The following is a 22420-nucleotide window of genomic DNA, read 5'->3' on the forward strand; positions in this document are numbered from 1 at the left end:
ATGCATTGGACGGATGAGTGGCGGTCTCCGTACCTTCGCAGCATGACTCCCGCCGATACCGGGGCGTCCACCACCGTGGGCGCCGCTGCATCCGTCACCGCCCCCGACGTCCCCGACGCCTCCGACTCGCGCATGGCCCCCGGCGGCCCCGGTTACCGCCGGATGAGTCTCGCCCTCTTCCTCGCGGGCGTCGCGACCTTCGCGCTCCTCTACTCCACCCAGGCCCTGCTGCCGCTGATCTCCGGCGACATGGGCGTCACGGCGGGCGACGCGAGCTGGACGGTGGCCGCCGCGACCGGCGGCCTCGCGGTGTTCGTCCTGCCGATGAGCGCGCTGTCGGAGCGCTTCGGACGGCGTACGGTCATGACGGCCTCGCTGGCGGTCGCGGTGACCGTCGGACTGCTGGTCCCCTTCGCCCCGTCCCTGCCGGCGCTCGTGGCGCTGCGCGCGGTGCAGGGTGCGGCGCTGGCCGGACTGCCGGCCTCGGCGACGGCGTACCTCGCGGAGGAGGTCACACCGCGGGCGCTGGTCACCGCGATCGGCCTGTTCGTCGCGGGCAACAGCGTCGGCGGGATGAGCGGCCGGGTCATCACCGGCTGGGTCGCCCAGGAGTGGGGCTGGCGGGTCGCCGTCGGCGTGATCGGTGCCCTGGCGGTGGCCTGCGCGGTGGCCTTCCGGCTGCTGCTGCCGGCGCCGAAACACTTCACGCGGGGCTCGCTGCGTCCGCGGGTCCTGGTCCGCACGGTCCGCGACCACCTCGCCAACCCGCTGCTGCGCCGCCTGTACGCCATCGGCGCGCTGTTCATGACGGTGTTCGGCGGCGTCTACACGGTGATCGGCTACCGCCTGACGGAGGCGCCGTTCTCGCTGCCGCAGGGACTCATCGGCTCGATCTTCCTGGTCTACCTGGTCGGCACGGTCTCCGCGGGGACGGCGGGCCGCCTGGTGGGCCGCCTCGGCCGCCGCGGGGCGCTGTACCTGGGCGGCGGCACGACGGCGGCGGGCCTGCTGCTGTCCCTCGCCCCGTCCCTGCCGCTGGTCCTGCTGGGCCTGGTGCTGATCACGGCGGGCTTCTTCGCCGGGCACGCGGTGGCGTCCTCGGCGGTCGGCAAGACGGCCGCGCACGGCCGCGCCCAGGCCTCGGCCCTGTACCAGTCCGCCTACTACGTCGGCTCCAGCGCGGGCAGCACGGTCGGCGCGGTGGCCTTCCACTCCGGCGGCTGGGCCGGCACGGTCGGCGTCGGGCTGCTGGCGGTGCTGGGCGTCGTGGCGATCACGGTGCTCGGCTCCCTGGCGGCGCGCCGACAGGCCCCGGACACACCGATGCGGGCCTTGCGCCTACCTCGCTGACCTGCGCCTTTCCCGACTGCACAGGCCATTGTCAGTCCCCTGCGGTAGCTTCCGAAGTGCGAGGCGCGAAGACGCGCACGAAGGGACGCCACAGGGGTGGGTGGACGATGACCAACGGCACCGTGACACCGGAGCTGGACTCCGCGCTGGAGAAGCACCGGGTCGAGCTGACGGGGTACTGCTACCGGATGCTCGGCTCCTCCTTCGAGGCCGAGGACGCGGTCCAGGACACCCTGGTCCGCGCCTGGCGGAGCTACGACAAGTTCGAGGGCCGCTCCAGCCTCCGCTCCTGGCTCTACCGCATCGCGACCAACGTCTGCCTGGACATGCTGACCGCGGGCAACAAGCGGGCCCGCCCGATGGACCTGACGGACTCCACGCCGCTCGCCCAGGCCGCCCTGTCCCCCCGCCCGGACCACACCTGGCTGGAGCCGATGCCGGACGCCCGCGTACTGCCCTCGACCGCCGACCCGGCCGAGGCCGCCGTCGCCAAGGAGTCGGTGCGGCTCGCGTTCATGGCCGCGCTCCAGCAGTTGCCGCCCAAGCAGCGGGCGGTGCTGATCCTGCGCGAGGTGCTGGCGTGGAAGGCGAGCGAGGTCGCCGAGCTGCTCGGCACCACGGTCGCGTCGGTCAACAGCGCCCTGCAGCGCGCCCGCGCGACCCTCGCCGAGCGGGAGGAGCGGGGCGACGCCGCGACGGTGTCGGACCCGCTGGACGAGGAGCAGCAAAAGCTCCTGGAGCGCTACGTCACGGCCTTCGAGGGCTACGACATGACGGCGCTGACGGCGCTGCTGCACGAGGACGCCGTCATGACGATGCCGCCGTTCGACCTGTGGCTGGCCGGCCCGTCGGACATCACCGGCTTCATGACGACGCTCGGCGCCGCGTGCGCGAACTCGCGGCTGGTGCCGGTCAGTGCCAACGGGCTGCCCGCCTTCGCGCACTACAAGCCGGACCCGGAGGCGGGCGGCTACGCCCCGTGGGCGGTCCAGGTGCTGGAGATCTCAGACGGCCGCATCACCGGGTTCCACTGCTTCCTGGACACCAAGCGGTGGTTCCCGCTGTTCGACCTGCCGCTCCGTCTCGAAGCGGAGACCGACGAGGTCCAGTAGGGCGTGCAGGGCGGGGTCGGGGTCGCGCAGCCGGATCCGGCCCCCGGCCCGCCGGGCGGTGAGCTCCAGGCGGGCCAGCAGGTCCACGACGGCGAGCCCCGGCGGTCCCAGCCCGCCGACGTCGCAGACGACCACCCCGGCCCGGGTACTTTCCAGCAGCGCGCGCACCTCGTCGCAGAGCCGGGGTGTCTCCCCTCGGGAGACAGGCCCCGGCAGCACGAGTACGGCGGGTGTCACGGCGTCCACGTGCGGTAGACCCCGCATGTGGACGGAAGTCATCGGTGCCCGCCATCAGAGATCACATTGACGTGCGCACACCCTCCACCCGATGGTTTGCTGTATGCCCCACGTATCCCCTCCCCGCGCCGTGCCGTTCCAGACCCGTCCGCTCGGCGGGGAGGTGCCGTGCAGGGGGTGCTGACCGGCTTCGCGGTCATCGCGGTCGTCATCGCGGTCGGCTATGTGCTGGGGCTGCGGGGCCACCTCGGTCCCCAGGGGCGCGAGGTGCTGACCAAGCTCGCCTTCCACGTGGCCTCACCGGCCCTGCTGTTCACCACACTGGCGACGGCCGACCTGTCGGTGGTCTTCTCCAGCAGGCTCCTGGTCACGGCGCTGTCCACGGTGGCCGTGGCCGGTGTCTTCGTCGCGGTGGGGGCCGCACGGGGCTGGGGCGTGGGCCGGACGACGATCGGCGCGCTCTGCTCCGGTTACGTCAACTCCGGCAACCTCGGCATCCCGATCGCCGTGTACGTCCTGGGCGACGCCTCGCTGGTGGCGCCGGTGCTGCTGTTCCAGTTGGTGCTGGTGACGCCGGTGGCGGTGACGGTCCTGGACCTGTCGGGAGGGGGCGGCAAGGGCCCGCTGTGGCGGGTGCTGCTGACGCCGCTGCGCAATCCGATAGCGCTGGGCTCGCTCGCCGGGGTCGCGGTCGCCGCGAGCGGTCTGCGGATACCCGACCCGGTCATGGACCCGGTGACCCTGATCGGCAACATGTCCGTCCCGGCGGTGCTGATGGCCTTCGGCATCTCCCTGTGCGGTTCCACGATGCCGCTGCGGGGCGTGGAACGGCGGCCGGTACTGCTCTCCGTGGCGTTGAAGACGGTGGGGCAGCCTGCGGTGGCCTGGGCGCTGGCGTACGGGGTGTTCGGGCTGCGGGGCGCGCAACTCCTGGACGTGGTGGTGACGTCGGCGCTGCCCGCGGCGCAGAACCTGTACACGTACGCGTCGACCTACGGGGTGGGCGAGCGGCTGGCGCGGGACGCGATCCTGGTGTCGACGGTGGTCTCGGTGCCGGTGCTGGTGGGGGTGGCGGCGGTGCTGGGGTGAGTCAGGACTCGGGGAACTCGCCGGTGTCGATGGTCAGGTCGAAGGGGGCGGGGAGGGTGAGCGGATCGCCGAACTTGGCGGCGCTCAGTACCCGGTAGACGTCCCCCTTCGGTTCACCGTAGAGCGTGGCGGTGGGGCCGCCGGGAGCCCAGCGGTCGACGAGGAGGTAGAACGGGATCCCGGCGGTCGCATAGGCGGCGGGCTTGCTGACGCGGTCGTGGCGGGCGTTGGACTTCGAGGTGACCTCGACGACGAGTTCCGCGAGGGCGGCGGGGATGTGGGTGTCGGACTCGGTGTGATCGGGCAACGGTGTGACCACAAGGTCTGGGATGAGCATCCCGAGGCGGGACGGAACGGCGATCGCCAGTGTCTGGAAGATCTCCCAGTCCTCCGGGATCGCCGAGTACAGACGACGCTGGATGCGTGCGGCGATTACGTTGTGAGGCAGTCCCGGAGCAGGTGACACGGTGATGATCCCCTCGATGATCTCCACCTTGCTGCCCTCGGGCCATTCCATCTCCTCCCAGAACCGGACGAGGTCGTCCCAGTTCTGGTCGGGCTCCTCGCTCACGGTGAGTGCGCTCATAACGGTTCTCCTACCGGTGCGTCACCGATCCCAGCATGCCGAACGGGACCGGTGGAGGTCCACCGGTCCCGTTCACCCGATCGGGGAAACGCCTGATCAGGCGATACGTTCCAGCACCACCGGCGACGCCGTGCAGTCCGTGCCCGCCGGGGCGACGTCGTACGAACCCTCCACCGCCGCGAGCGCGTACTCGAAGCGGTCCGGGGTGTCGGTGTGGAGGGTCAGGAGGGGCTGGCCCTCGGTGACCGTGTCGCCGGGCTTGGCGTGGAGTTCGACGCCCGCGGCGGCCTGCACCGGGTCCTCCTTGCGGGCGCGGCCCGCGCCCAGGCGCCAGGCGGCGACGCCGATGTCGTAGGCGTCGAGGCGGGTCAGGACACCGGAGGCGCCCGCCTTGATCACGTGCTGCTCCTTCGACGTGGGCAGGGCCGCGTCCGGGTCGCCGCCCTGCGCCGCGATCATGCGCCGCCAGACGTCCATCGCGGAGCCGTCGGCCAGGGCCTTCGCCGGGTCGGCGTCCGGCAGGCCCGCCGCAGCCAGCATCTCGCGGGCCAGGGCGAGGGTCAGCTCGACCACGTCGGAGGGGCCGCCGCCGGCCAGGACCTCGACCGACTCGCGGACCTCCAGGGCGTTGCCTGCCGTGAGGCCGAGCGGGGTGGCCATGTCGGTGAGCAGGGCGACGGTCTTCACGCCGTGGTCGGTGCCGAGGCCGACCATCGTGGAGGCCAGCTCGCGGGCGTCCTCGATGGTCTTCATGAAGGCGCCGCTGCCCACCTTCACGTCCAGGACCAGGGAGCCGGTGCCCTCGGCGATCTTCTTCGACATGATGGAGGAGGCGATGAGCGGGATCGCCTCGACCGTGCCGGTGACGTCCCGCAGGGCGTACAGCTTCTTGTCGGCGGGGGCGAGGCCGTCACCGGCCGCGCAGATCACCGCGCCGGTGCCGTCCAGGACGTTCAGCATCTCCTCGTTGGACAGGAGCGCGCGCCAGCCCGGGATCGACTCCAGCTTGTCCAGGGTGCCGCCGGTGTGGCCGAGGCCCCGGCCGGAGAGCTGCGGGACGGCCGCGCCGCAGGCCGCGACCAGCGGCGCGAGCGGCAGCGTGATCTTGTCGCCGACGCCGCCGGTGGAGTGCTTGTCGGCGGTCGGGCGGGACAGGGACGAGAAGTCCATGCGCTCGCCGGAGGCGATCATCGCGGCCGTCCAGCGGGCGATCTCACCCCGGTTCATGCCGTTGAGCAGGATCGCCATCGCGAGCGACGACATCTGCTCGTCGGCCACCTCGCCGCGCGTGTACGCGTCGATGACCCAGTCGATCTGCTCGGCGCTGAGTTCGCCGCGGTCCCGCTTGGTGCGGATGACGGAGATGACGTCCATGGCCATGTCTGGCTTTCCTTACGGGAGTTACTTGGTGAGGTGGTCGGGGCCGAAGGCCTGCGGGAGCATCTCCGACAGGGGCAGGACCCCGGCGGGGGTCTCCAGGAGCATCTCCGCCCCGCCGAACTCGTACAGGAGCTGCCGGCAGCGGCCGCACGGCACGAGGACCTCGCCGCGGCCGTCGACGCAGACGAAGTGCGTCAGCCGGCCGCCGCCGGTGAGCTGCAACTGGGAGACGAGCCCGCACTCGGCGCACAGGCCGATGCCGTAGCTGGCGTTCTCCACGTTGCAGCCGGTGACGGTGCGGCCGTCGTCGACCAGGGCGGCCGCGCCGACGGCGTACCCGGAGTACGGGGCGTAGGCCTGGGCCATCGCCTCGCGGGCCGCCGTGCGCAGCGCGCCCCAGTCGACGCCGGTCACTTGCCCTGTCCCTTCCGGTACTGCATGCCGTTCGCCTTCGGCATGCGCAGACGCTGTGCGGACAGCGCGAGGACGACGAGGGTGACGACGTACGGCGTGGCGGAGACGACCTGGTTGGGAACGTCGTCCGTGGTGGCGTACCAGGCGAAGACCAGGGCGCCGATGACCACGGTGATCGCGGCCTTGACGTACTTCTTGCGGATCGCCAGCCAGATGGCGCCGGCGACCAGCAGCAGCGCGCCGAGCAGCAGCAGGGCGTGCACGTTGGCGGAGCCGCCGCGCAGGTTGAGGCTGTCGGTGTAGCCGAAGAGGCCGGCGCCGATGGCGAGGCCGCCCGGCATCCAGTTGCCGAAGATCATCGCCGCCAGGCCGATGTAGCCGCGGCCGCTGGTCTGGCCCTCCAGGTAGAAGGGGTTGGCCACGATGGACAGGAAGACGCCGCCGAGGCCGGCCAGACCGCCGGAGATGATCACGGCGAGGTACTTGTACTTGTAGACGTTGACGCCGAGGGACTCGGCGGCGATCGGGTTCTCGCCGCAGGAGCGCAGCCGGAGGCCGAACGGGGTGCGCCACAGGATGTACCAGCTCGCGGGGATCAGGCCGACCGCGATCAGGGTGAGCCAGGAGACGTCGGTGACCAGGCCGCCGAGCAGGCCGGCGATGTCCGAGACGAAGAACCAGTGCTGGTCGTTGAGTTTCTCCAGGCCGCTGGAGAGCCCTGGCACCGAGAAGTGGCCCAGCGAGTCGACCGGCGGGGACTGCTTGGCGGAGCCGCCCTGGTGGCCCTCGAAGGCGAGCGGGGCGAGGTAGCGGGTGGCGCCCAGGGCGAGGATGTTGATGGCCACACCGGAGACGATGTGGTTGACGTTGAAGGTGATCGTGACGATCGCGTGCAGCAGGCCGCCGAGCGCGCCGCCGACGATGCCCATCAGGACGCCGGTCCACGGGCCCCACTGGAAGCCGGCCCAGGCGCCGAACCAGGTGCCGAGGATCAGCATGCCCTCGAGGCCGATGTTGATCACGCCCGCGCGCTCCGCCCACAGGCCGCCGAGACCGGCCAGGCCGATCGGGACGGCGAGCTGGAGCGCGGTGGACATCTGGCTGACGTTGGTGATGCCGTTGGCGCCGGTGATGAGGCGGACGATGGAGGTCAGTGCCAGGGCACCGGCGATGATCAGCAACAGGACGGGCAGTGAGATCCGGCGGCCGGCCGGCGCCCCGTGCTCCAGCGTGGGCTGGTTGAGGTCGGTTGCGGTGGTCATCGGCCAGCCACCTCCTTCTTGGTGTTGTCGGTGGCGCCGAGGACGTGACCGGCGGCCAGCTCCGCGCCCACGCGGCGCTGCTGGCGGCGCAGGCCCCACTCGCGGACGGCCTCGTAGGAGACGACGACGGAGAGGACGATCAGGCCCTGCATGATGACCGCGATCTCCTTGTCGTAGCCGTGGAAGTCCAGCTCGGGCGAGGCCTTGTCGAGCCAGGCCCACAGCAGGGCGGCGAAGGCGATGCCGACCGGGCTGTTGCGGCCGAGCAGGGCGATGCCGATGCCGAGGAAGCCGATGCCGGTGGGGAAGTTGAGGCTGTAGGTGTGGGTGTCGCCGAGCAGGATGGGCAGGCCCGCGAGTCCGGCGAGGCCGCCGGAGAGGAGCATCGCGGTGAGCACCATGCGCTTGGGGTTGACGCCGCTGGCCGCGGCGGCGGACTCGGAGGCACCGGAGGCGCGCAGGTCGAAGCCGAAGCGGGTGCGGTTGAGGACGACCCAGTAGCCGATGCCGAGCAGCAGGGCGAGGATCACCAGGCCGTAGATCTCGCCTGCCGCGCCCATGTCGATGCCGGGGACCCAGCCGGACTCGTGCATCTCACCGGTGGTGTTGTTGTTGCCGATCTTGACGCCGAAGACGTCCGGCAGCCACAGGTAGCCGATGACGGAGGTGGCGATGGCGTTCAGCATGATCGTCGCGACGACCTCGCTGACGCCGCGGGTCACCTTGAGGACACCGGCGATGCCGGACCAGAAGGCGCCGGTGAGGACGGCGGTCAGCAGGAGCAGCGGGATCTGGAGGGCGGCCGGCAGGTTGGCGTGGGCGCCGACGATCGCGGCCATCATGGCGGCGAGCTGGTACTGGCCGTCGACGCCGATGTTGAACAGGTTCATCCGGAAGCCGACGGCCACCGCGAGGGCCGCGATGTAGTACATCGACGCCTGGTTGATGATCAGGACCTGGATGTCGGAGAATCCGGCCTGCTCGAACATCAGGGCGAACGGTTCGACCGGGTTCTTGCCCGAGGCGATCAGGACGATCGCGCTCAGCACGAAGGCCACGGCGAGCGCGATGACCGGACCGGCCACCGCGAGGAGCACGCGCTCCTTGTCGAACTTCTTCATCAGCGGGCCTCGTCTTCCGGAGCCTCGGGGGACTGAGACTTGGGAGACTCGCGCATCTCGGGTGTCTCGTCGGTCTCGTCGTGTTCCAGGTGGCCGGTCGCGGCGCCGGTCATCGCCGAGCCCAGCTCCTCGGGGGTGATGGTGGCCGGGTCGGCGTCCGCGACCAGCCTGCCGTCGTAGATCACCCGCAGGGTGTCGGACAGGCCGATCAGCTCGTCCAGGTCGGCGGAGATCAGCAGGACGGCGAGTCCCTCGCGGCGCGCCTCGCGGATGTGGTCCCAGATGGCGGCCTGCGCGCCGACGTCCACACCACGCGTGGGGTGGGCGGCGATCAGGAAGCGCGGCTTGTGGCTCATCTCGCGGCCGACGATCAGCTTCTGCTGGTTGCCGCCGGAGAGGGAGGCGGCGGTGACGTCGATGCCGGGGGTGCGGACGTCGTACGTCTCGACGATGCGGCGGGTGTCCTCCTGGGAGCCCTTGGGGTCCAGCCAGACGCCCTTGCTGTTGGGCTTCTCGGTGACGTGGCCGAGGACGCGGTTCTCCCAGAGGGGGGCCTCCAGGAGCAGGCCGTGGCGGTGGCGGTCCTCGGGGATGTAGCCGACGCCCTGCTCGCGGCGCTTGCGGGTGGGCAGCGCGGTGATGTCCTCGTCGAGGAAGCGGATGGTGCCGGAGTCGGCGTGGCGCAGGCCGATGAGGGCGTCGACCAGCTCGGTCTGGCCGTTGCCCTCGACGCCGGCGATGCCCAGCACCTCGCCGGCGTGGATGGTGAAGGAGATGTCGTCCAGCAGCGCCTTGCCGCCGGGGGCCGCGAGACGCAGCGTGTCGACGGTGAGGACCGGGCGGTCGGTGACGGTCGACTCGGCGGTCTGCGGGGTGGGCAGCTCGCTGCCGACCATCAGCTCGGCGAGCTGACGCGGGGTCGTCTCGGCGGGCACGGCGGTGCCGACCGTCGTACCGCGGCGGATGACGGTGATCTCGTCGGCGACCGAGAGGACCTCGCCCAGCTTGTGCGAGATGAAGATGACCGACAGGCCCTCGGCCTTCAGCTCGCGCAGGTTGTCGAAGAGGGCGTCCACCTCCTGCGGCACGAGCACGGCCGTCGGCTCGTCCAGGATGAGCGTGCGGGCGCCGCGGTAGAGGACCTTGAGGATCTCCACGCGCTGGCGGGCGGCGACGCCGAGTTCCTCGACGAGGACGTCGGGGCGCACGCCGAGGCCGTACCGCTCGGAGAGTTCCTGGATCTTCCGGCGGGCCTTGCCGCCGATGCCGTACAGCTTCTCGCTGCCGAGGACCACGTTCTCGAGGACCGTGAGGTTGTCGGCGAGCATGAAGTGCTGGTGGACCATGCCGATGCCGCGGGCGATGGCGTCGGCGGGCGAGGAGAAGCCCACCTGCTCGCCGTCGATCGCGATGGTGCCCTCGTCCGGCTTCTGCATGCCGTAGAGAATCTTCATCAGCGTCGACTTGCCGGCGCCGTTCTCTCCGACGAGGGCGTGGACGGTGCCCTTGTGGACGGTCAGATGGATGTCGTGGTTGGCCACGACACCCGGGAATCGCTTGGTGATCCCGGCGAGCTCGACGGCGGTCACCGATTCGTTGACCGCCGCTCCGGCCGGAGGGCTGCTGGACGCGTTGATGGCGCACTCTCCTGGGGACGGGGGCCGTCTACGCGCGTAGCGCCCCTACGGCATCTAAAAGCGGCGGCGGCACATCGACACGACGGGGTACGGGGAGGGACCCGGAGGCGTCCTCCCCGTACCCCGTCGAGCGGTGCGACCACCGCGGTTACACGCTGTTCGAGGTACTGCTGGTGCCTAGCTGCTCTTGACCTTGATCTCGCCGCTGATGATCTTCTCCTTGGCCGTCTTGATGGCTGCCTGGAGCTCGGCGTTGTCCGCGAACTTCGGGTTGGAGTCCGAAAGGCCGACCTCACCGGACTTCAGATCGCCCCGAACGATACCGGTCTCGGGCTTGCCGTCCTCGACCGACTTCGCGAGGTTGTACACCGCCTTGGCGACGTCCTTGGTGGCCGAAGTCAGGATGTGGTCCTTGTACTTCGCGAGGGCGTCCTGCTTGTACTGGTCGGAGTCGACGCCGATCGCCCAGACCTCGTTGGCGGCGGCGGCCTCGATCACGCCCTGGCCGGAGAGACCGGCCGCCGCGAACACCACGTCGGCCTTCTTCTCGATCTGGCCCTCGGCGGCGGTCTCGCCCTTGTCGGGGCTGGAGAAGCCGCCCTCCTCGGCGGTCTGCGTCAGGTACTGCGAGATCACCTTGACCTTGGGGTCGGTGTCCTTGACGCCCTGCTCGTAGCCGGCCTGGAACTTGTGGATCAGCGGGATGTCCACGCCGCCCACGAAGCCGACCGTGTTGGTCTTGGTGCTCTTGGCGGCGGCGACACCGGCGAGGTAGGAGGCCTGCTCCTCGTTGAAGACGAGGTCGGCCACGTTCTCCGCCTCGATCGTGGCGTCGTCCACGATGCCGAAGGTGGTGTCCGGGTACTTCTCGGCGGCGCTCTTCAGCGCGGCGGCGTACGCGTAGCCGACGCCGACGACCGGGTTGTAGCCCTGCTTGGCCAGGGAGACCAGGCGCTGCTCCTTGTCGGCGTTGGTCTCGCCGTCGGTGGGCTCGATGTCGGCGGTCTCGTAGCCGAACTCCTTCTTCGCCTGCTCGAGGCCCGCGTACGCGGCGTCGTTGAAGGACTGGTCGCCCTTGCCGCCGACGTCGTACGCGATGGCGAGGCCCTTGTCGCCCTTGGACTCCGACGACCCGGAGGAGGTCGAGGTGCCACCGCAGGCGGAGAGGGCGAGGGCCAGGGAGGCGGTCGCTGCGCCTGCGACCGTGATCCGGGAAATCCGGCGCATGTCTGGTGCTCCTGTCGTACAAGCGCCGGGGACGGATTCGGGTACGGCGCTGGCTTTCGCCGCAGATTAACGCGCGTAGACCTGCCTGAAAACCCCTTCTGTCCTTCTTGTTATCCGCCCGTGAGCAAGGCACCGCCGACGGGCCCGCGGGGCTTGCCGGACGCAAACGGAGGGTGGCTGAGGGTGACGCCGGGCGCCTCGCCGCGGCATGCCGAAGCGGGCGGGCGCCCTGGGCACCCGCCCGCTTCGTCGCGGATTCGCGTCGTTCCGGCGGGGCTACTCCGTCTTGACCTTGATGGAGCCGTCGATGATGCCCGCCTTGGCCTTGGCCACGGCGTCCGTCAGCCCCGGGACCTCGGCGTACTTCGGGTTGCTGTCGGACAGGCCCACACCGTCGGACTCGAGGTCGAAGGTCTGGGTGCCGGTGAGCGGCTCGCCGTCCTCCACCGACTTGGCCAGGGCGTACACCGCGCCGTCGATGTCCTTGAGGGCGGAGGTCAGGATGTAGTCCTTGTACGCCGCGAGCGCTTCCTGCTTGTACTGGTCGGAGTCGACGCCGATCGCCCAGACCTTCGCCTTCGCGGCGGCCTCGATCACACCCTGGCCGGACAGTCCGGCCGCCTGGTAGACGACGTCGGCCTTCTTCTCGATCTGGCCCTCGGCGGCGGCGCGTCCCTTGTCGGGGCTGGAGAAGCCGCCCTCCTCCGCCGTCTGCGTGAGGTACTGCGAGAGCACCTTGATCTTGGGGTCGGTGTCCTGCACGCCCTGCTTGTAGCCGGCCTCGAACTTGTGGATGAGCGGTACGTCGACGCCGCCCACGAAGCCGACCACGTTGCTCTTGGTGGCCTTGGCCGCGGCGACGCCGGCGAGGTAGGAGGCCTCGTTCTCGGCGAAGACGAGGGACGCGACGTTCTTGCCCTCGACCACGGAGTCCACGATGCCGAAGGTGGTGTCCGGGTACTTCCCGGCGACGGCCTTCATCGCCGGGGCGTAGGCGAATCCGACGCCGATGACCGGGTCGTAACCCTGCCTCGCCAGCGAGGAGAGCCGCTGCTCCTTGTCGGCGTTGGTCTCGCCCTCGGTGGGCTCGATGTCGGCGGTCTTGTAGCCGAACTCCTTCTGGGCCCGCTCGAGTCCCGCGTACGCGGCGTCGTTGAAGGACTGGTCGCCCTTGCCGCCGATGTCGTACGCGATGGCGAGGCCCTTGTCGTCCTTGCCGTCGCCGCCGCCGCTTTCGCCGCTGGTGCCGCCGCAGGCCGTGGCGGCGAGTGCGAGCGACGCGACCCCCACCGCGGCGCGGGTCAGTCTCGATGTCCGACGCATCTGAAGTTCCCCATTCTCCAAAGCCCCGCAGCGGGCGCTCGGTTCGGCGCACATTAACGCGCGTAGAAACTCCTGGGAACGGGGTTCCCCGGGGCCGTTACCCATTCGTGCCGCTGGCTGATCACGGCCTTGTGAACCACCCGGCCGAACGGGAACGAATGGGGTGCCCGGGGCATGCCGCGCGACCTCGTGCGCTTGTGCATCAGGCTGCCCCCGACCCGCCGCGGCCGCAACCGCAGCGGGGAGGGCGAGCCGACGGTGCCGCTACACGGCGTCGATCAGCGCCGCCGCGGTGAACATCTCCACGCCGACGGTGATGGCGTGCTCGTCCACGTCGAAGTCGCCCTGGTGCAGGTCACGAACCGTGCGCTCGCCGGGCGGGCGGACGCCGAGGCGGGCCATGGCACCCGGCACGTGCTCCAGGTACCAGGAGAAGTCCTCGCCGCCCAGGCTCTGCTCGGTGGACTCCACGGAGTCCGTTCCGCACCGGGCGGCCATGGCGGCCTGGAGCAGCTCGGTGCTGGTGACCTCGTTGACGACCGGGGGCACCCCGCGCACGTAGGTGATCTCCGACTTCGCCCGGTACAGGTTGGCGATCTCGTCGATGGCGCCGACCACCAGGTCGGGCGCCTGCCGCCAGGCGTCGAGGTCGAGGCAGCGCACCGTCCCGGCGAGTTCGGCGTGCTGCGGGATGACGTTGGGGGCGTGGCCGGACTCGATCCGCCCCCAGGTCAGCGCGAGTCCGCTGCGGCTGTCCACGCGCCGGGCGACGAGCGGGGGCACGTCGGTGACGACGCGGGCGGCGGCGGTGACCAGGTCGGTGGTGAGGTGCGGGCGGGCGGTGTGGCCGCCGGGGCCGTCGAGGGAGATCTCCAGCCGGTCGCACGCGGAGGTGATGGGGCCGACCCGCAGTCCGATCCGCCCGGCGTCCACCCGGGGGTCGCAGTGCACGGCGAGGATGCGGCGCACCCCGTCGAGCGCGCCGCCCTCGATGGCGTCGGCGGCGCCGCCGGGCAGCACCTCCTCCGCCGGCTGGAAGACCAGCCGCACGGGCCGGGGCAGCAGGCCCTGCTCGTGCAGGGCGGCGAGCACCAGCCCGGTGCCGAGGACGACGGTGGTGTGCACGTCGTGTCCGCAGGCGTGGGCGCGGTCCGGCACGCGTGAGCGGTACGGGCACTCGCTCTTGGTGTCCGGGATGGGCAGGGCGTCGATGTCGGCCCGCAGGGCGAGCATGCGCGGCCCGCCGGCCCACTGTCCCGAGTCGGTGCCGGTTCCGATGTCGCAGACGAGACCGGTCCCGACGGGAAGCACACGCGGCTTGAGCCCGGCCCGCTCGAGCCGCTCCTTGATCGCGGCGGTCGTGCGGAACTCCTGGTTGCCCAGCTCGGGGTGCATGTGCAGGTCGCGGCGGAAGGCTACGAGCTCCGCGCGGAGCGCCGCGGACAGTGCGCCGGGCAGTTCGGTCTCACCGGGAGTGTCGGCCTCGGACTCTGGGGACATCAACGCTTTCACCCTTTGCAGAGTAGGGCGCCCGAGCGACCGGTGGACCCACGATCAACAAAAATTCAGCCCGTTAGGGGAAGAAAATCTGACCGCCCTACGCATAGCTGTCGACTTGCCTGGGTAAACTCGCCCGCCTTTCCGACCGAGCCGATCATGAAAGATCCACCGGAAGCGGCCCCGGCCGCTCAGCGGCACCCGTCCTCTCCCTCACGGTTACCACGCGACGCGCGCCCCACGCGCCCGAGTCCACCTGCCGGACGCGGAGGCCGACCGCCCGCGGACCGCCGGCCTCCACCGGCCCCCGCCCGGTGCGCCGCGCGCCGGGGACATCGGCCGGGATCGAGGAGGTGGTCCCGGACGGCTATCCGGCGCCCGCCACCGCCGACAGCCGGTGGGCGCCCCGTGCCGAGCCCGTCACGCCGTTGAGGAACCCACGGGCCCGTGGTGAGGCGGACTCGGTGAGCCAGGCGGGGTCGATGTCGCAGACCGCGACGCGGACCTCGGTGCCGGCCAGGGCCAGCGGAAGGGTGTGGACGACCGTGGACGGGAAGCTCAGGACGGTGCGGCCGATCGGGCCCCGCCGGGCGATCAGCTCCAGGGGGAGCTCGGGGCGGACGATCTCCAGGCCCGATTCCACGGCCAGCCGGTGGAGCTTCTCGGTGCTCTCGCGGCGGTGGGCGAAGTAGCGGGCCGCGCCGTGGGTCCTCGCCAGGCCGCGTACGGCGTCCACGTAGCGGTCGCCGTCGACGACGCCGGTCTCCACCAGGGACGTGCCGACCATGTCGGCGCCCTTGGTGATGCGGGGCGGGCCGAAGCGGGCGCGGGTCCAGGCGAAGTCGTTCGCGGTGACGGTGACGCCGTCCGGGATGTCCTCGATGGGCATGGAGGAGAAGACCGAGACCTGACGGTCCGGGGTCGGGGTCAGGCGGTGGCGGGCGGACCGGGACACCGGGGCGAAGAGCAGGTCGCGGGGGCCGGGGCGGCTGCCCTTGCGGTGCCAGCGCACCAGGCGCTCGCCGTGGGCGAGCTGAGTGACGAACTCCATCGTGGCCGTGCCGTCGTCGACGACGACCAGGTCGTGGGCCCGGGTGATGGTGAGGAGCAGTTGTACGTAGCGGGAGAAGGGGTCGCCCATGACGATCCGTTCCGCGTGGCGCAGGGCGGTCGTCAGTCCGCCCACCGTGCGGAAGGGGGCCGTGGCGCCGCCGCGCGCCTCCTCCCAGCGGATCTCGTGGCCCTCCTTGCGGGCCAGTTCCGCCATGCGGCGCAGTTGGCCGCGGGTCATCGGGTCGACGGGCGAGAGGACCACGAGGGTGAGCTCCGCGCCGGGTGCGCACGTGTGCGCCCACTCCAGCACGTTCAGCAGTTGTACCGGGCTCTCCACGAAGGCGAGAGTGCGGGGGCCGGCGTTCCCGGCGCGGGGGCTCATCGGTGTGGGACCGTCCCGTGTGAGGGCGTGGTGGGGTTGTCTGGCCGGGTGTCAGACCGTGACCGGCTCGCCGGCGGCGGCCGCGATCTCCGCCTCGGCGACGACGCCGGTGACGCGGCGCAGCTTCTTCATCGGGCCGAGCTCGGAGTCGTAGACCTTCTTGACGCCGTCGCCGAGGGAGGCCTCGATGGTGCGGATGTCGCGGACGAGGCGGGTCAGGCCCTGCGGCTCCACGGAGGCGGCCTGGTCGGAGCCCCACATGGCGCGGTCGAGGGTGATGTGGCGCTCGACGAAGGCGGCGCCGAGGGCGACGGCGGCCAGGGTGGTCTGCAGGCCGGTCTCGTGGCCGGAGTAGCCGATCGGCACGTTCGGGAACTCCTGCTGGAGGGTGTTGATGACGCGGAGGTTCAGCTCCTCGGCCTGCGCCGGGTAGGTCGACGTGGCGTGGCACATGAGGATGTTGTCGCTGCCCAGGACCTCGACCGCGTGGCGGATCTGCTTCGGGGTGGACATGCCGGTGGAGAGGATGACCGTGCGGCCGGTCGCGCGCAGGGCGCGCAGCAGCTCGTCGTCGGTCAGGGAGGCGGAGGCGACCTTGTGGGCGGGGACGTCGAACTTCTCCAGGAAGGCGACGGCCTCGGTGTCCCACGGGGAGGCGAACCAGTCGATGTTCTTGGTCTTGCAGTAGTCGTCGATCTGGCGGTACTCGTCCTCGCCGAACTCCACGCGGTGGCGGTAGTCGATGTACGTCATCCGGCCCCAGGGGGTGTCGCGCTCGATGTCCCACTGGTCGCGCGGGGTGCAGATCTCGGGGGTGCGCTTCTGGAACTTGACCGCGTCGCAGCCGGCCTCGGCGGCGGCGTCGATCAGCTTGAAGGCGTTCTCGAGGTCGCCGTTGTGGTTGATGCCGATCTCGCCGGTGATGTAGACGGGGCGGCCGGGGCCGGCCTCGCGGGAACCGAAGGCGCGGATGCGGGAGTTGTTGCTCATGACAGCGGGTTCCTTACTTGTACTGGGTGACCGTGGGGGATTCGAGGGAGTCGGGAGTGTCGAGGGGTTCGGGGGTGTCGGGGGAGTCGAGTGAGGGGCCGAGGAGCCAGGTCGCGATCTCCCGGACGGCGCCGTCACCGCCGGGGACGGTGGTGACCGCGCGGGCCGCGTCGCGTACGGCGTCGTGGGCGCTGGCGACCGCCACGGGCCAGCCGACGAGGGCGAAGCACGGGAGGTCGTTGACGTCGTTGCCGACGTAGAGCACGCGCTCGGGCGCGATGCCCTGCTCCTCGCACCACTGCTTGAGTGCGAGGTCCTTGCGGTCGATGCCGTGCAGCACCGGGAGCTTGAGCTTCCGGGCGCGGGCGGCGACCACCGGGTTCACCTCCGTGGACAGGATCAGCATCGTCAGGCCGCTGCGGCGCAGGGCGGCGATGCCGAGTCCGTCGCCGCGGTGCACGGAGACGAACTCCCGTCCGTCGGAGTCGATCAGCACCCGGTCGTCGGTCTGGGTGCCGTCGAAGTCGAGGACGACCGCGTCGATGTCGCCGGCCGCGGGGAGGCGGGTGGCAGGTTCAGCGGCGAGGGCGCCGGGCCGGGCGGCGTCGAGGAGGGGTGCCAGGGCCCGGGCGCGGGCCAGGTCGTGCGGGTCGTCGACCTCCAGGACGCGGGCCGGGTCGGTGCGGACCAGTTCGGTGCGGCCGAAGAAGCGGTGCCGGTGCTTGCGGAAGCCGGGGGCGGCCATGGCGTAGGCGGCGCCGGTCTCCAGGAAGTCCTGGGGGCGGTCCTGGCGGCGGGGGCGGTGGGACTTGTCGTGGTTGACGCCGTGGCCGCCCTCCTCCCGGCCCGCCTCGTCCGCGCCGTCGCGCCACACGAACCCGTGGAACGGGGCCACGGTCACCGCCGTGTCCGCGCCGTCCTCGGCGACCGCGCCGGCCACCCCGTCGATGTCCTCGCGGGCGACGAAGGGGCTGGTGCACTGCACGAGCAGCACCACGTCGACGGCGGCGCCGTGCAGGGCCTCGTGGGCGTCCATCGCGTGCAGTACGGCGGCCTCGGAGGTGGCCGTGTCCCCGGCGATGGCGGCGGGCCGCAGCACGACCTCGGCGCCGGCCTCGCGGGCCGCGGTGGCGATGGCCTGGTCGTCGGTGGAGACCACCACGTCCGTCACCAGCCGGGCGGCCCGGCACTCGCGCACCGCGCGGGCCACCAGGGGGACGCCGCCGACGGGGGCGAGGTTCTTCGCGGGCACTCCCTTGGAGCCGCCGCGCGCGGGAATCACCGCGAGCACCCGGCGCACCGAAGCGCCCTGGCCCGCTTCCGGGTTGGACATGGGGTCTGCTCCTTGCGCAGGTGACGCGGGTGACGTGGACGACGCGGACGTCGTGGGTGCCGCAGGCGACGCGAGTGCCGCAGGCGACGCGGGTGACGTGGACGACACGGCTGCCACAGGTGACGCGGGTGACGTGGACGACACGGCTGCCACAGGCGACGCGGGTGACGTGGACGACACGGCTGCCACAGGCGACGCAAGTGCCGCAGACGACACGGCTGCCACAGGCGACGCAAGTGCCGCAGGCGACGCGAGTGCCGCAGGCGACGCGGCTGCCGCAGGCGACGCAAGTGCCGCAGGCGACGAGGGGGTCCGGGGTATCGGGCGGCCGGTCACAGCTCCCCCATCCGGCGGATCACCGGGGCGACCCGCTGGACGCCGTGCCGGTAGGCGCCGCGGGCCGCCCGGCGCACCACCTGCCGGACCGGACCGGGTGCCCTGTCGGCGGCCGGCGCGCCGGGCAGCGGTGTGCCGTCGGGACCGAGGTGGTGGCGGGCGAGGATGCCGGGCAGGTAGCCGGGGGCGGTGACCGGTGTGTAGTAGGGGGCGAGCGGGGGCAGGCCGCCCGGCCGGTCCAGCAGCCCCGCGATGCGCCCCCGGGCCGCGTCGAAGGCGGTCTCGTAGCCGCCGTCCGCCGCGACGCCCTGCCGGGCGACCCACTCGGGGTCGGGTGCCGGGCGGTGGCCCTCGTCGAGCTGGTCCCAGGAGGCGAGGCAGCCGGAACCGACGAAGTGGTGGTTGCCGAGCGCCTCGCGCACGCCCAGGTCGGTGAGTACCACCGTCGGGATGCGGCGGTGCAGGGATTCGAGGGCCGCCGTGGAACTGACGGTGACCAGCAGGTCGGTGCGGTCGAGGACCTCGCCCATGTGCCCGTAGACCAGGCGGAAGTTGGGCGGCGGGTCGGCCCGCTGCACCAGCTTCTGGTAGGGCAGTTCCTCGATGTGCGTGGTGTGTTCGCCGGGCTTGGAGCGCAGCTTGAGCAGCACCTCGCGCTCGGGGTGCCGGCGGGCGTGCCGGATCAGCCGGTCGAGGAGGTACGTACGGTCCTTGCGGCTGTCCGGTACGGAGGGCTGGGCGGCGAAGACGACCGTGTAGGGGCGGTCCCCGCCCTCGCCGTCCGGCTCACCGGTGTAGGCGGCTCCGCCCAGGAAGGGCAGCGCGACCTCGGTCACCGCCGAGGCGTCGGCGCCGACCCCCTCGTACACGTCCCGGAAACGGTCCGCGTCCTGGCGGGAGTTGGCGAGGACCAGGTCGGCGCCGTGGCGCAGCAGCAGGCCGTCGGCGAGCTTCTCGTAGACGACGCCGACGTAGCCGGTGACGACCACGGGCCGGTCGGCGCGGTCCTCCCAGACCCGCCCCAGGCCGTGCAGCATCGCCTGGACGCCGCCGCCGACCAGGGCGAGGACGAGGACGTCGTAGGACTCCTCGCCCGTCGCCCCGCCCATGGCGCGCAGGAACTCGACGGCGGTCACCTCGCGGAGCGAGTCCGCGGTGACGCCGACTTCCCGCAACTGGCGGGGGGTCGGGGTGGCTCGGCCGCGCAGGAGGTATCCGTCGAGGTGGATGTCCGCGTCCCCGGGGGCGATGCGGGTCGCGGTGAGCGCTCCCCATTTCCACCGGGTGTCGGAGTCCGCCAGGACGGCGATTCGCAGGGCCTTCGTTGCACTTGCTGGCACGCCGTAGACGCTAGGAAGCCATTTCTAGGAACCGCCCAACCGGAATCCAACAAAGAGTGAACAGCACATCGCCGAATGGGGAATCGGGCCGCCCGACGCCCGGAAGAATGTTCGCTTCACCGCTTCGCCACGCCGCGTTCACCCCGCATCAAGGCACCGGTAAAGCCGAATGCCGGACCGCCGCATAACGTCGCTCACGTGCCCAAGCTCTCCGTCATCGTGCCGTTCTACAACGTGCGGCAATACACACCAGACACCCTGCGCAGTCTCGGCGCCAACGCGCGGGACGACTTCGAGTTCATTCTCGTCGACGACTGCTCGACCGACGGCACCGCGGACCTCCTCGCGCGCGCCGAGCGCGAGCTGCCGGGGGCGGTGCTGGTCATACACGAACGCAACGGTGGCCTGGCGACCGCCCGCAACACCGGCATCGACCGGGCGCGCGGCGAGTACCTGACCTTCCTGGACGGCGACGACTGGCTGGCGCCCGGCCACTACGACCGGCTGGTGGACGCGATCGAGCGGCTGGGCGTCGACTTCCTGCGCACCGACCACGTGCAGTGCACGGGACGGACCCGCACGCTGCACCGGGTGCCGCACGGCCGCCGCAACGTGGCGCTGCGTCCGCGCGACGCGATCCTGCCCGCCCACCGGACCACGTCCGTCGACTACGCCTACGCGTGGGCGGGCGTCTACCACCGCCGGCTGGCCGAGCGCGGCCTGCTGCACTTCACCGACGGGCTGCGCACGGCCGAGGACCGGCCGTGGATCTGGAAACTGCACCGGGAGGCGGAGTCCTTCGCGGTGACCGGGCTGCTCGGTGTCTTCTACCGGCGCGGGGTGGCGTCCTCGCTCACCCAGATCGGTGACGTCCGCCGGCTCGACTTCATCCGCGCGTTCGACGAGGTCCTCGCGGGAGCGGCCGGCGACGCGGACGCCGCGCGGCTGGTCCCGAAGGCGGTGCGCACGTACTGCGCGATCATCTCCCACCATCTCGGTTCCATCGAGCGGTTCGAGCCCGCCGTGGCCCGGATACTGAAGGCGAGGAGCGCGGCGGCGCTGCGGCGGATGCCGCAGGACGTGCTCGACGAGGTGCTCGGCACGATGGACGCCGAGCGCGCCACGCGGCTGCGCCGGCTGCGTCGGCGTGCGGCCGCGGGGCAGCTCGAAGAGGGGGCGACGGCGTGACCACACAGATCTTCCTGGCATCGACGCTGTACGGCGCGGCGACGCTCGCCGCGGCCCTGGACGCCGGCTGCTTCGACGCGGCCGACCGGCGGATCCTGCTGGTCTCCAACAACGCGGCGACGCCCGAGACGACGCCGTCCGTGGACGCGATGCCCGGCTTCGAGCGGGTGCGTGGGCGGTTCGACGACGTGGTGTCGTGGAACGAGGCGGTCTTCCCCTTCCATCCCGGCGGCTGGTCGCCGCGGCCGGAGGACGTACCCCTGTGGGAGCGGCACCTGCGGCTGGCCTGGGGGCTCGGCGACGACGACGTGGCGCTGGCCGTGGAGTCGATCCAGGTGCACCCGGCGCTCGGCGTGGCGCAGATCTTCACCGACGCGCCGCTGACCGTCTACGCGGACGGTCTGATGAGCTACGGGCCCACCCGTACGAAGCTCGCCCCGCTGGTCGGCACGCGCGTGGAGCGGCTGCTCCACCTCGACCTGGTGCCGGGGCTCGCGCCGCTGCTGCTGACGGAGTTCGGCGTCGAGCCCGAGATCGTGCCGGCCGCGGCGTTCACCAAGGTGCTGGCCGAACTCGCGGGCACCGGCACCGGGCTGCCGGACGCCGAGGAGCCGGTGGTGCTGCTGGGGCAGTACCTCTCCGCGCTGGGCATCCTCTCCGCCGAGGAGGAGGAGGACCTGCACGTGCGGATGCTGACGGGCGCCGCCGGGCTCGGGCACACGCGCGTGGTGTTCAAGCCGCACCCCACGGCCCCGGCCCGCTTCACCCGCACCCTGGAGCAGGAGGCCGGCAAGCTCGGCGTCGACCTCTCGGTGGTGGACACGCCGGTCCTCGCCGAGGTGCTGTTCCAGCGGACGCGTCCGGCGCTGGTCGTCGGCTGCTTCTCCACGGCCCTGCTCACCGCGTCCGCGCTGTACGGCCTGCCGGTCGCCCGCGTCGGCACCGAGACGCTGCTGGACCGGCTGACGCCGTACGAGAACAGCAACCGCGTCCCGGCCACCATCGTGGACGCGCTCCTGCCGGACCTGTCCGACGCCGCCGCCGTCGCCGCCGCGCGGCCGGGCACGGACACCGACGCGCTCGCCGCGCTGGTGCGGGCCGTCGGGTTCGCGATGCAGCCGAAGGTGCTGCCGGAGCTGCGGCCGGAGGCCGAGCGGTACCTGCGCGAGCACCTGGACGCGCGCACCTGGCGGTACTTCAAGAAGCGGCGGCTCACCTCGCTGGGGCTGCCGGGCGGCATTCCGGCGCGGCTGGGCTTCCTGCCGCACAACTCCACGGCACGCCGGGTGGTACGGCGGGCACGGGCCGTCCGGCGCTCGATGGAGCGGTGAGGAGGACCGGGCGCCCGCGGCCGGCGGAGCGGGCGCCGGCGGTCCCCGGCGCCCAAGCCGCCGCGGTGGCGGACGTGCGCACCGCGCGGCAATTCCCGTGGCGGACCGCTCAGTCGAACACCGCGGAATCGCGAAGCACCTGCGGTTCACCCCCGGACACCAAGAATTCATCTCCCCTGCGAATGGAGTTCGCTGCTCCGCGCCCTTTTCGACACCGTCGAACTCAGGAGCG

General features: G+C 71.8%; 19 protein-coding genes. 5 read left to right on the forward strand and 14 right to left on the reverse strand.

The features are described from left to right. Window positions 1–42: 42 nt before the first annotated feature. Together B1H29_RS13900 and B1H29_RS13905 are read left to right on the forward strand one after the other, a co-directional pair. Window positions 43–1350 carry an MFS transporter gene (locus B1H29_RS13900; RefSeq protein ID WP_055418191.1) on the forward strand — a complete coding sequence of 436 codons (1308 nt, stop codon included), beginning with the start codon at window positions 43–45 and terminating at the stop codon, window positions 1348–1350. Window positions 1351–1457: 107 nt separating this feature from the next. Beyond that, complete coding sequence (locus B1H29_RS13905) at window positions 1458–2462, forward strand: sigma-70 family RNA polymerase sigma factor (RefSeq protein ID WP_055418192.1); 1005 nt, start codon at window positions 1458–1460, stop codon at window positions 2460–2462. Here B1H29_RS13905 and B1H29_RS13910 read toward each other — a convergent pair. Further along, a complete protein-coding gene (locus B1H29_RS13910) occupies window positions 2355–2741 on the reverse strand; it encodes an STAS domain-containing protein (protein WP_167392534.1) in 387 nt (128 codons plus the stop codon). The genes B1H29_RS13905 and B1H29_RS13910 overlap by 108 nt on opposite strands. A 126-nt stretch (window positions 2742–2867) precedes the next feature. Here B1H29_RS13910 and B1H29_RS13915 point away from each other — a divergent pair, with 126 nt between their 5' ends. Then, the gene (locus B1H29_RS13915) at window positions 2868–3788 is read left to right on the forward strand and encodes an AEC family transporter (RefSeq protein WP_055418194.1); all 921 of its coding nucleotides are present in this window, start codon (window positions 2868–2870) and stop codon (window positions 3786–3788) included. A 1-nt stretch (window position 3789) separates the two neighbouring features. Here B1H29_RS13915 and B1H29_RS13920 read toward each other — a convergent pair whose 3' ends face one another. The 13 genes from B1H29_RS13920 to B1H29_RS13985 form a co-directional block, all read right to left on the reverse strand. Next, window positions 3790–4374 (reverse strand): Uma2 family endonuclease, encoded by a 585-nt coding sequence (locus B1H29_RS13920; protein ID WP_055418195.1) that lies wholly within the window; start codon window positions 4372–4374, stop codon window positions 3790–3792. A gap of 96 nt (window positions 4375–4470) precedes the next feature. Next, window positions 4471–5754 carry a thymidine phosphorylase gene (locus B1H29_RS13925; RefSeq protein ID WP_055418196.1) on the reverse strand — a complete coding sequence of 428 codons (1284 nt, stop codon included), beginning with the start codon at window positions 5752–5754 and terminating at the stop codon, window positions 4471–4473. A gap of 21 nt (window positions 5755–5775) precedes the next feature. Then, a complete protein-coding gene (locus B1H29_RS13930; RefSeq protein ID WP_055418197.1) occupies window positions 5776–6168 on the reverse strand; it encodes a cytidine deaminase in 393 nt (130 codons plus the stop codon). After that, entirely contained in the window at window positions 6165–7430 is a 1266-nt protein-coding gene (locus B1H29_RS13935; protein ID WP_055418198.1) for an ABC transporter permease, read from the reverse strand. The genes B1H29_RS13930 and B1H29_RS13935 overlap by 4 nt, the downstream gene beginning before the upstream one ends. Next, window positions 7427–8551, reverse strand: coding sequence for an ABC transporter permease (locus B1H29_RS13940; RefSeq protein WP_055418199.1), 1125 nt, complete (start codon window positions 8549–8551; stop codon window positions 7427–7429). Before B1H29_RS13940 ends, B1H29_RS13935 begins: the two co-directional genes overlap by 4 nt. Further along, window positions 8551–10140 (reverse strand): ABC transporter ATP-binding protein, encoded by a 1590-nt coding sequence (locus tag B1H29_RS13945; RefSeq protein WP_055418200.1) that lies wholly within the window; start codon window positions 10138–10140, stop codon window positions 8551–8553. The genes B1H29_RS13940 and B1H29_RS13945 overlap by 1 nt, the downstream gene beginning before the upstream one ends. 225 nt (window positions 10141–10365) lie before the next feature. Then, the gene (locus B1H29_RS13950) at window positions 10366–11415 is read right to left on the reverse strand and encodes a BMP family lipoprotein (RefSeq protein ID WP_055418201.1); all 1050 of its coding nucleotides are present in this window, start codon (window positions 11413–11415) and stop codon (window positions 10366–10368) included. A gap of 276 nt (window positions 11416–11691) precedes the next feature. Next, window positions 11692–12738 (reverse strand): BMP family lipoprotein, encoded by a 1047-nt coding sequence (locus B1H29_RS13955; protein ID WP_055418202.1) that lies wholly within the window; start codon window positions 12736–12738, stop codon window positions 11692–11694. Window positions 12739–13002: 264 nt separating this feature from the next. Further along, window positions 13003–14238: a M20 family metallopeptidase gene (locus B1H29_RS13960; RefSeq protein WP_055418203.1), complete on the reverse strand. Its 1236-nt coding sequence runs from the start codon at window positions 14236–14238 to the stop codon at window positions 13003–13005. A 364-nt stretch (window positions 14239–14602) separates the two neighbouring features. Then, on the reverse strand, window positions 14603–15670 hold the full coding sequence (locus tag B1H29_RS13965; protein ID WP_055418204.1) for a hypothetical protein: 1068 nt from the start codon (window positions 15668–15670) through the stop codon (window positions 14603–14605). A 51-nt stretch (window positions 15671–15721) separates the two neighbouring features. After that, window positions 15722–16660 (reverse strand): N-acetylneuraminate synthase family protein, encoded by a 939-nt coding sequence (locus B1H29_RS13970; RefSeq protein WP_055418205.1) that lies wholly within the window; start codon window positions 16658–16660, stop codon window positions 15722–15724. 13 nt (window positions 16661–16673) lie between these two features. Then, a complete protein-coding gene (locus tag B1H29_RS13975) occupies window positions 16674–17993 on the reverse strand; it encodes an N-acylneuraminate cytidylyltransferase (RefSeq protein WP_055418206.1) in 1320 nt (439 codons plus the stop codon). Window positions 17994–18325: 332 nt separating this feature from the next. Beyond that, a complete protein-coding gene (locus B1H29_RS13985) occupies window positions 18326–19669 on the reverse strand; it encodes a DUF6716 putative glycosyltransferase (RefSeq protein WP_055418207.1) in 1344 nt (447 codons plus the stop codon). 198 nt (window positions 19670–19867) lie between these two features. Between B1H29_RS13985 and B1H29_RS13990 the strand changes: the two genes are divergently transcribed. Further along, the gene (locus B1H29_RS13990; RefSeq protein ID WP_055418208.1) at window positions 19868–20857 is read left to right on the forward strand and encodes a glycosyltransferase family 2 protein; all 990 of its coding nucleotides are present in this window, start codon (window positions 19868–19870) and stop codon (window positions 20855–20857) included. Next, complete coding sequence (locus tag B1H29_RS13995) at window positions 20854–22188, forward strand: polysialyltransferase family glycosyltransferase (protein ID WP_055418209.1); 1335 nt, start codon at window positions 20854–20856, stop codon at window positions 22186–22188. Before B1H29_RS13990 ends, B1H29_RS13995 begins: the two co-directional genes overlap by 4 nt. Window positions 22189–22420: the final 232 nt, after the last annotated feature.

Origin of the sequence: Streptomyces pactum (assembly GCF_002005225.1) — a bacterium.
GTDB classification, from domain to species: Bacteria; Actinomycetota; Actinomycetes; order Streptomycetales; family Streptomycetaceae; genus Streptomyces; species Streptomyces pactum_A.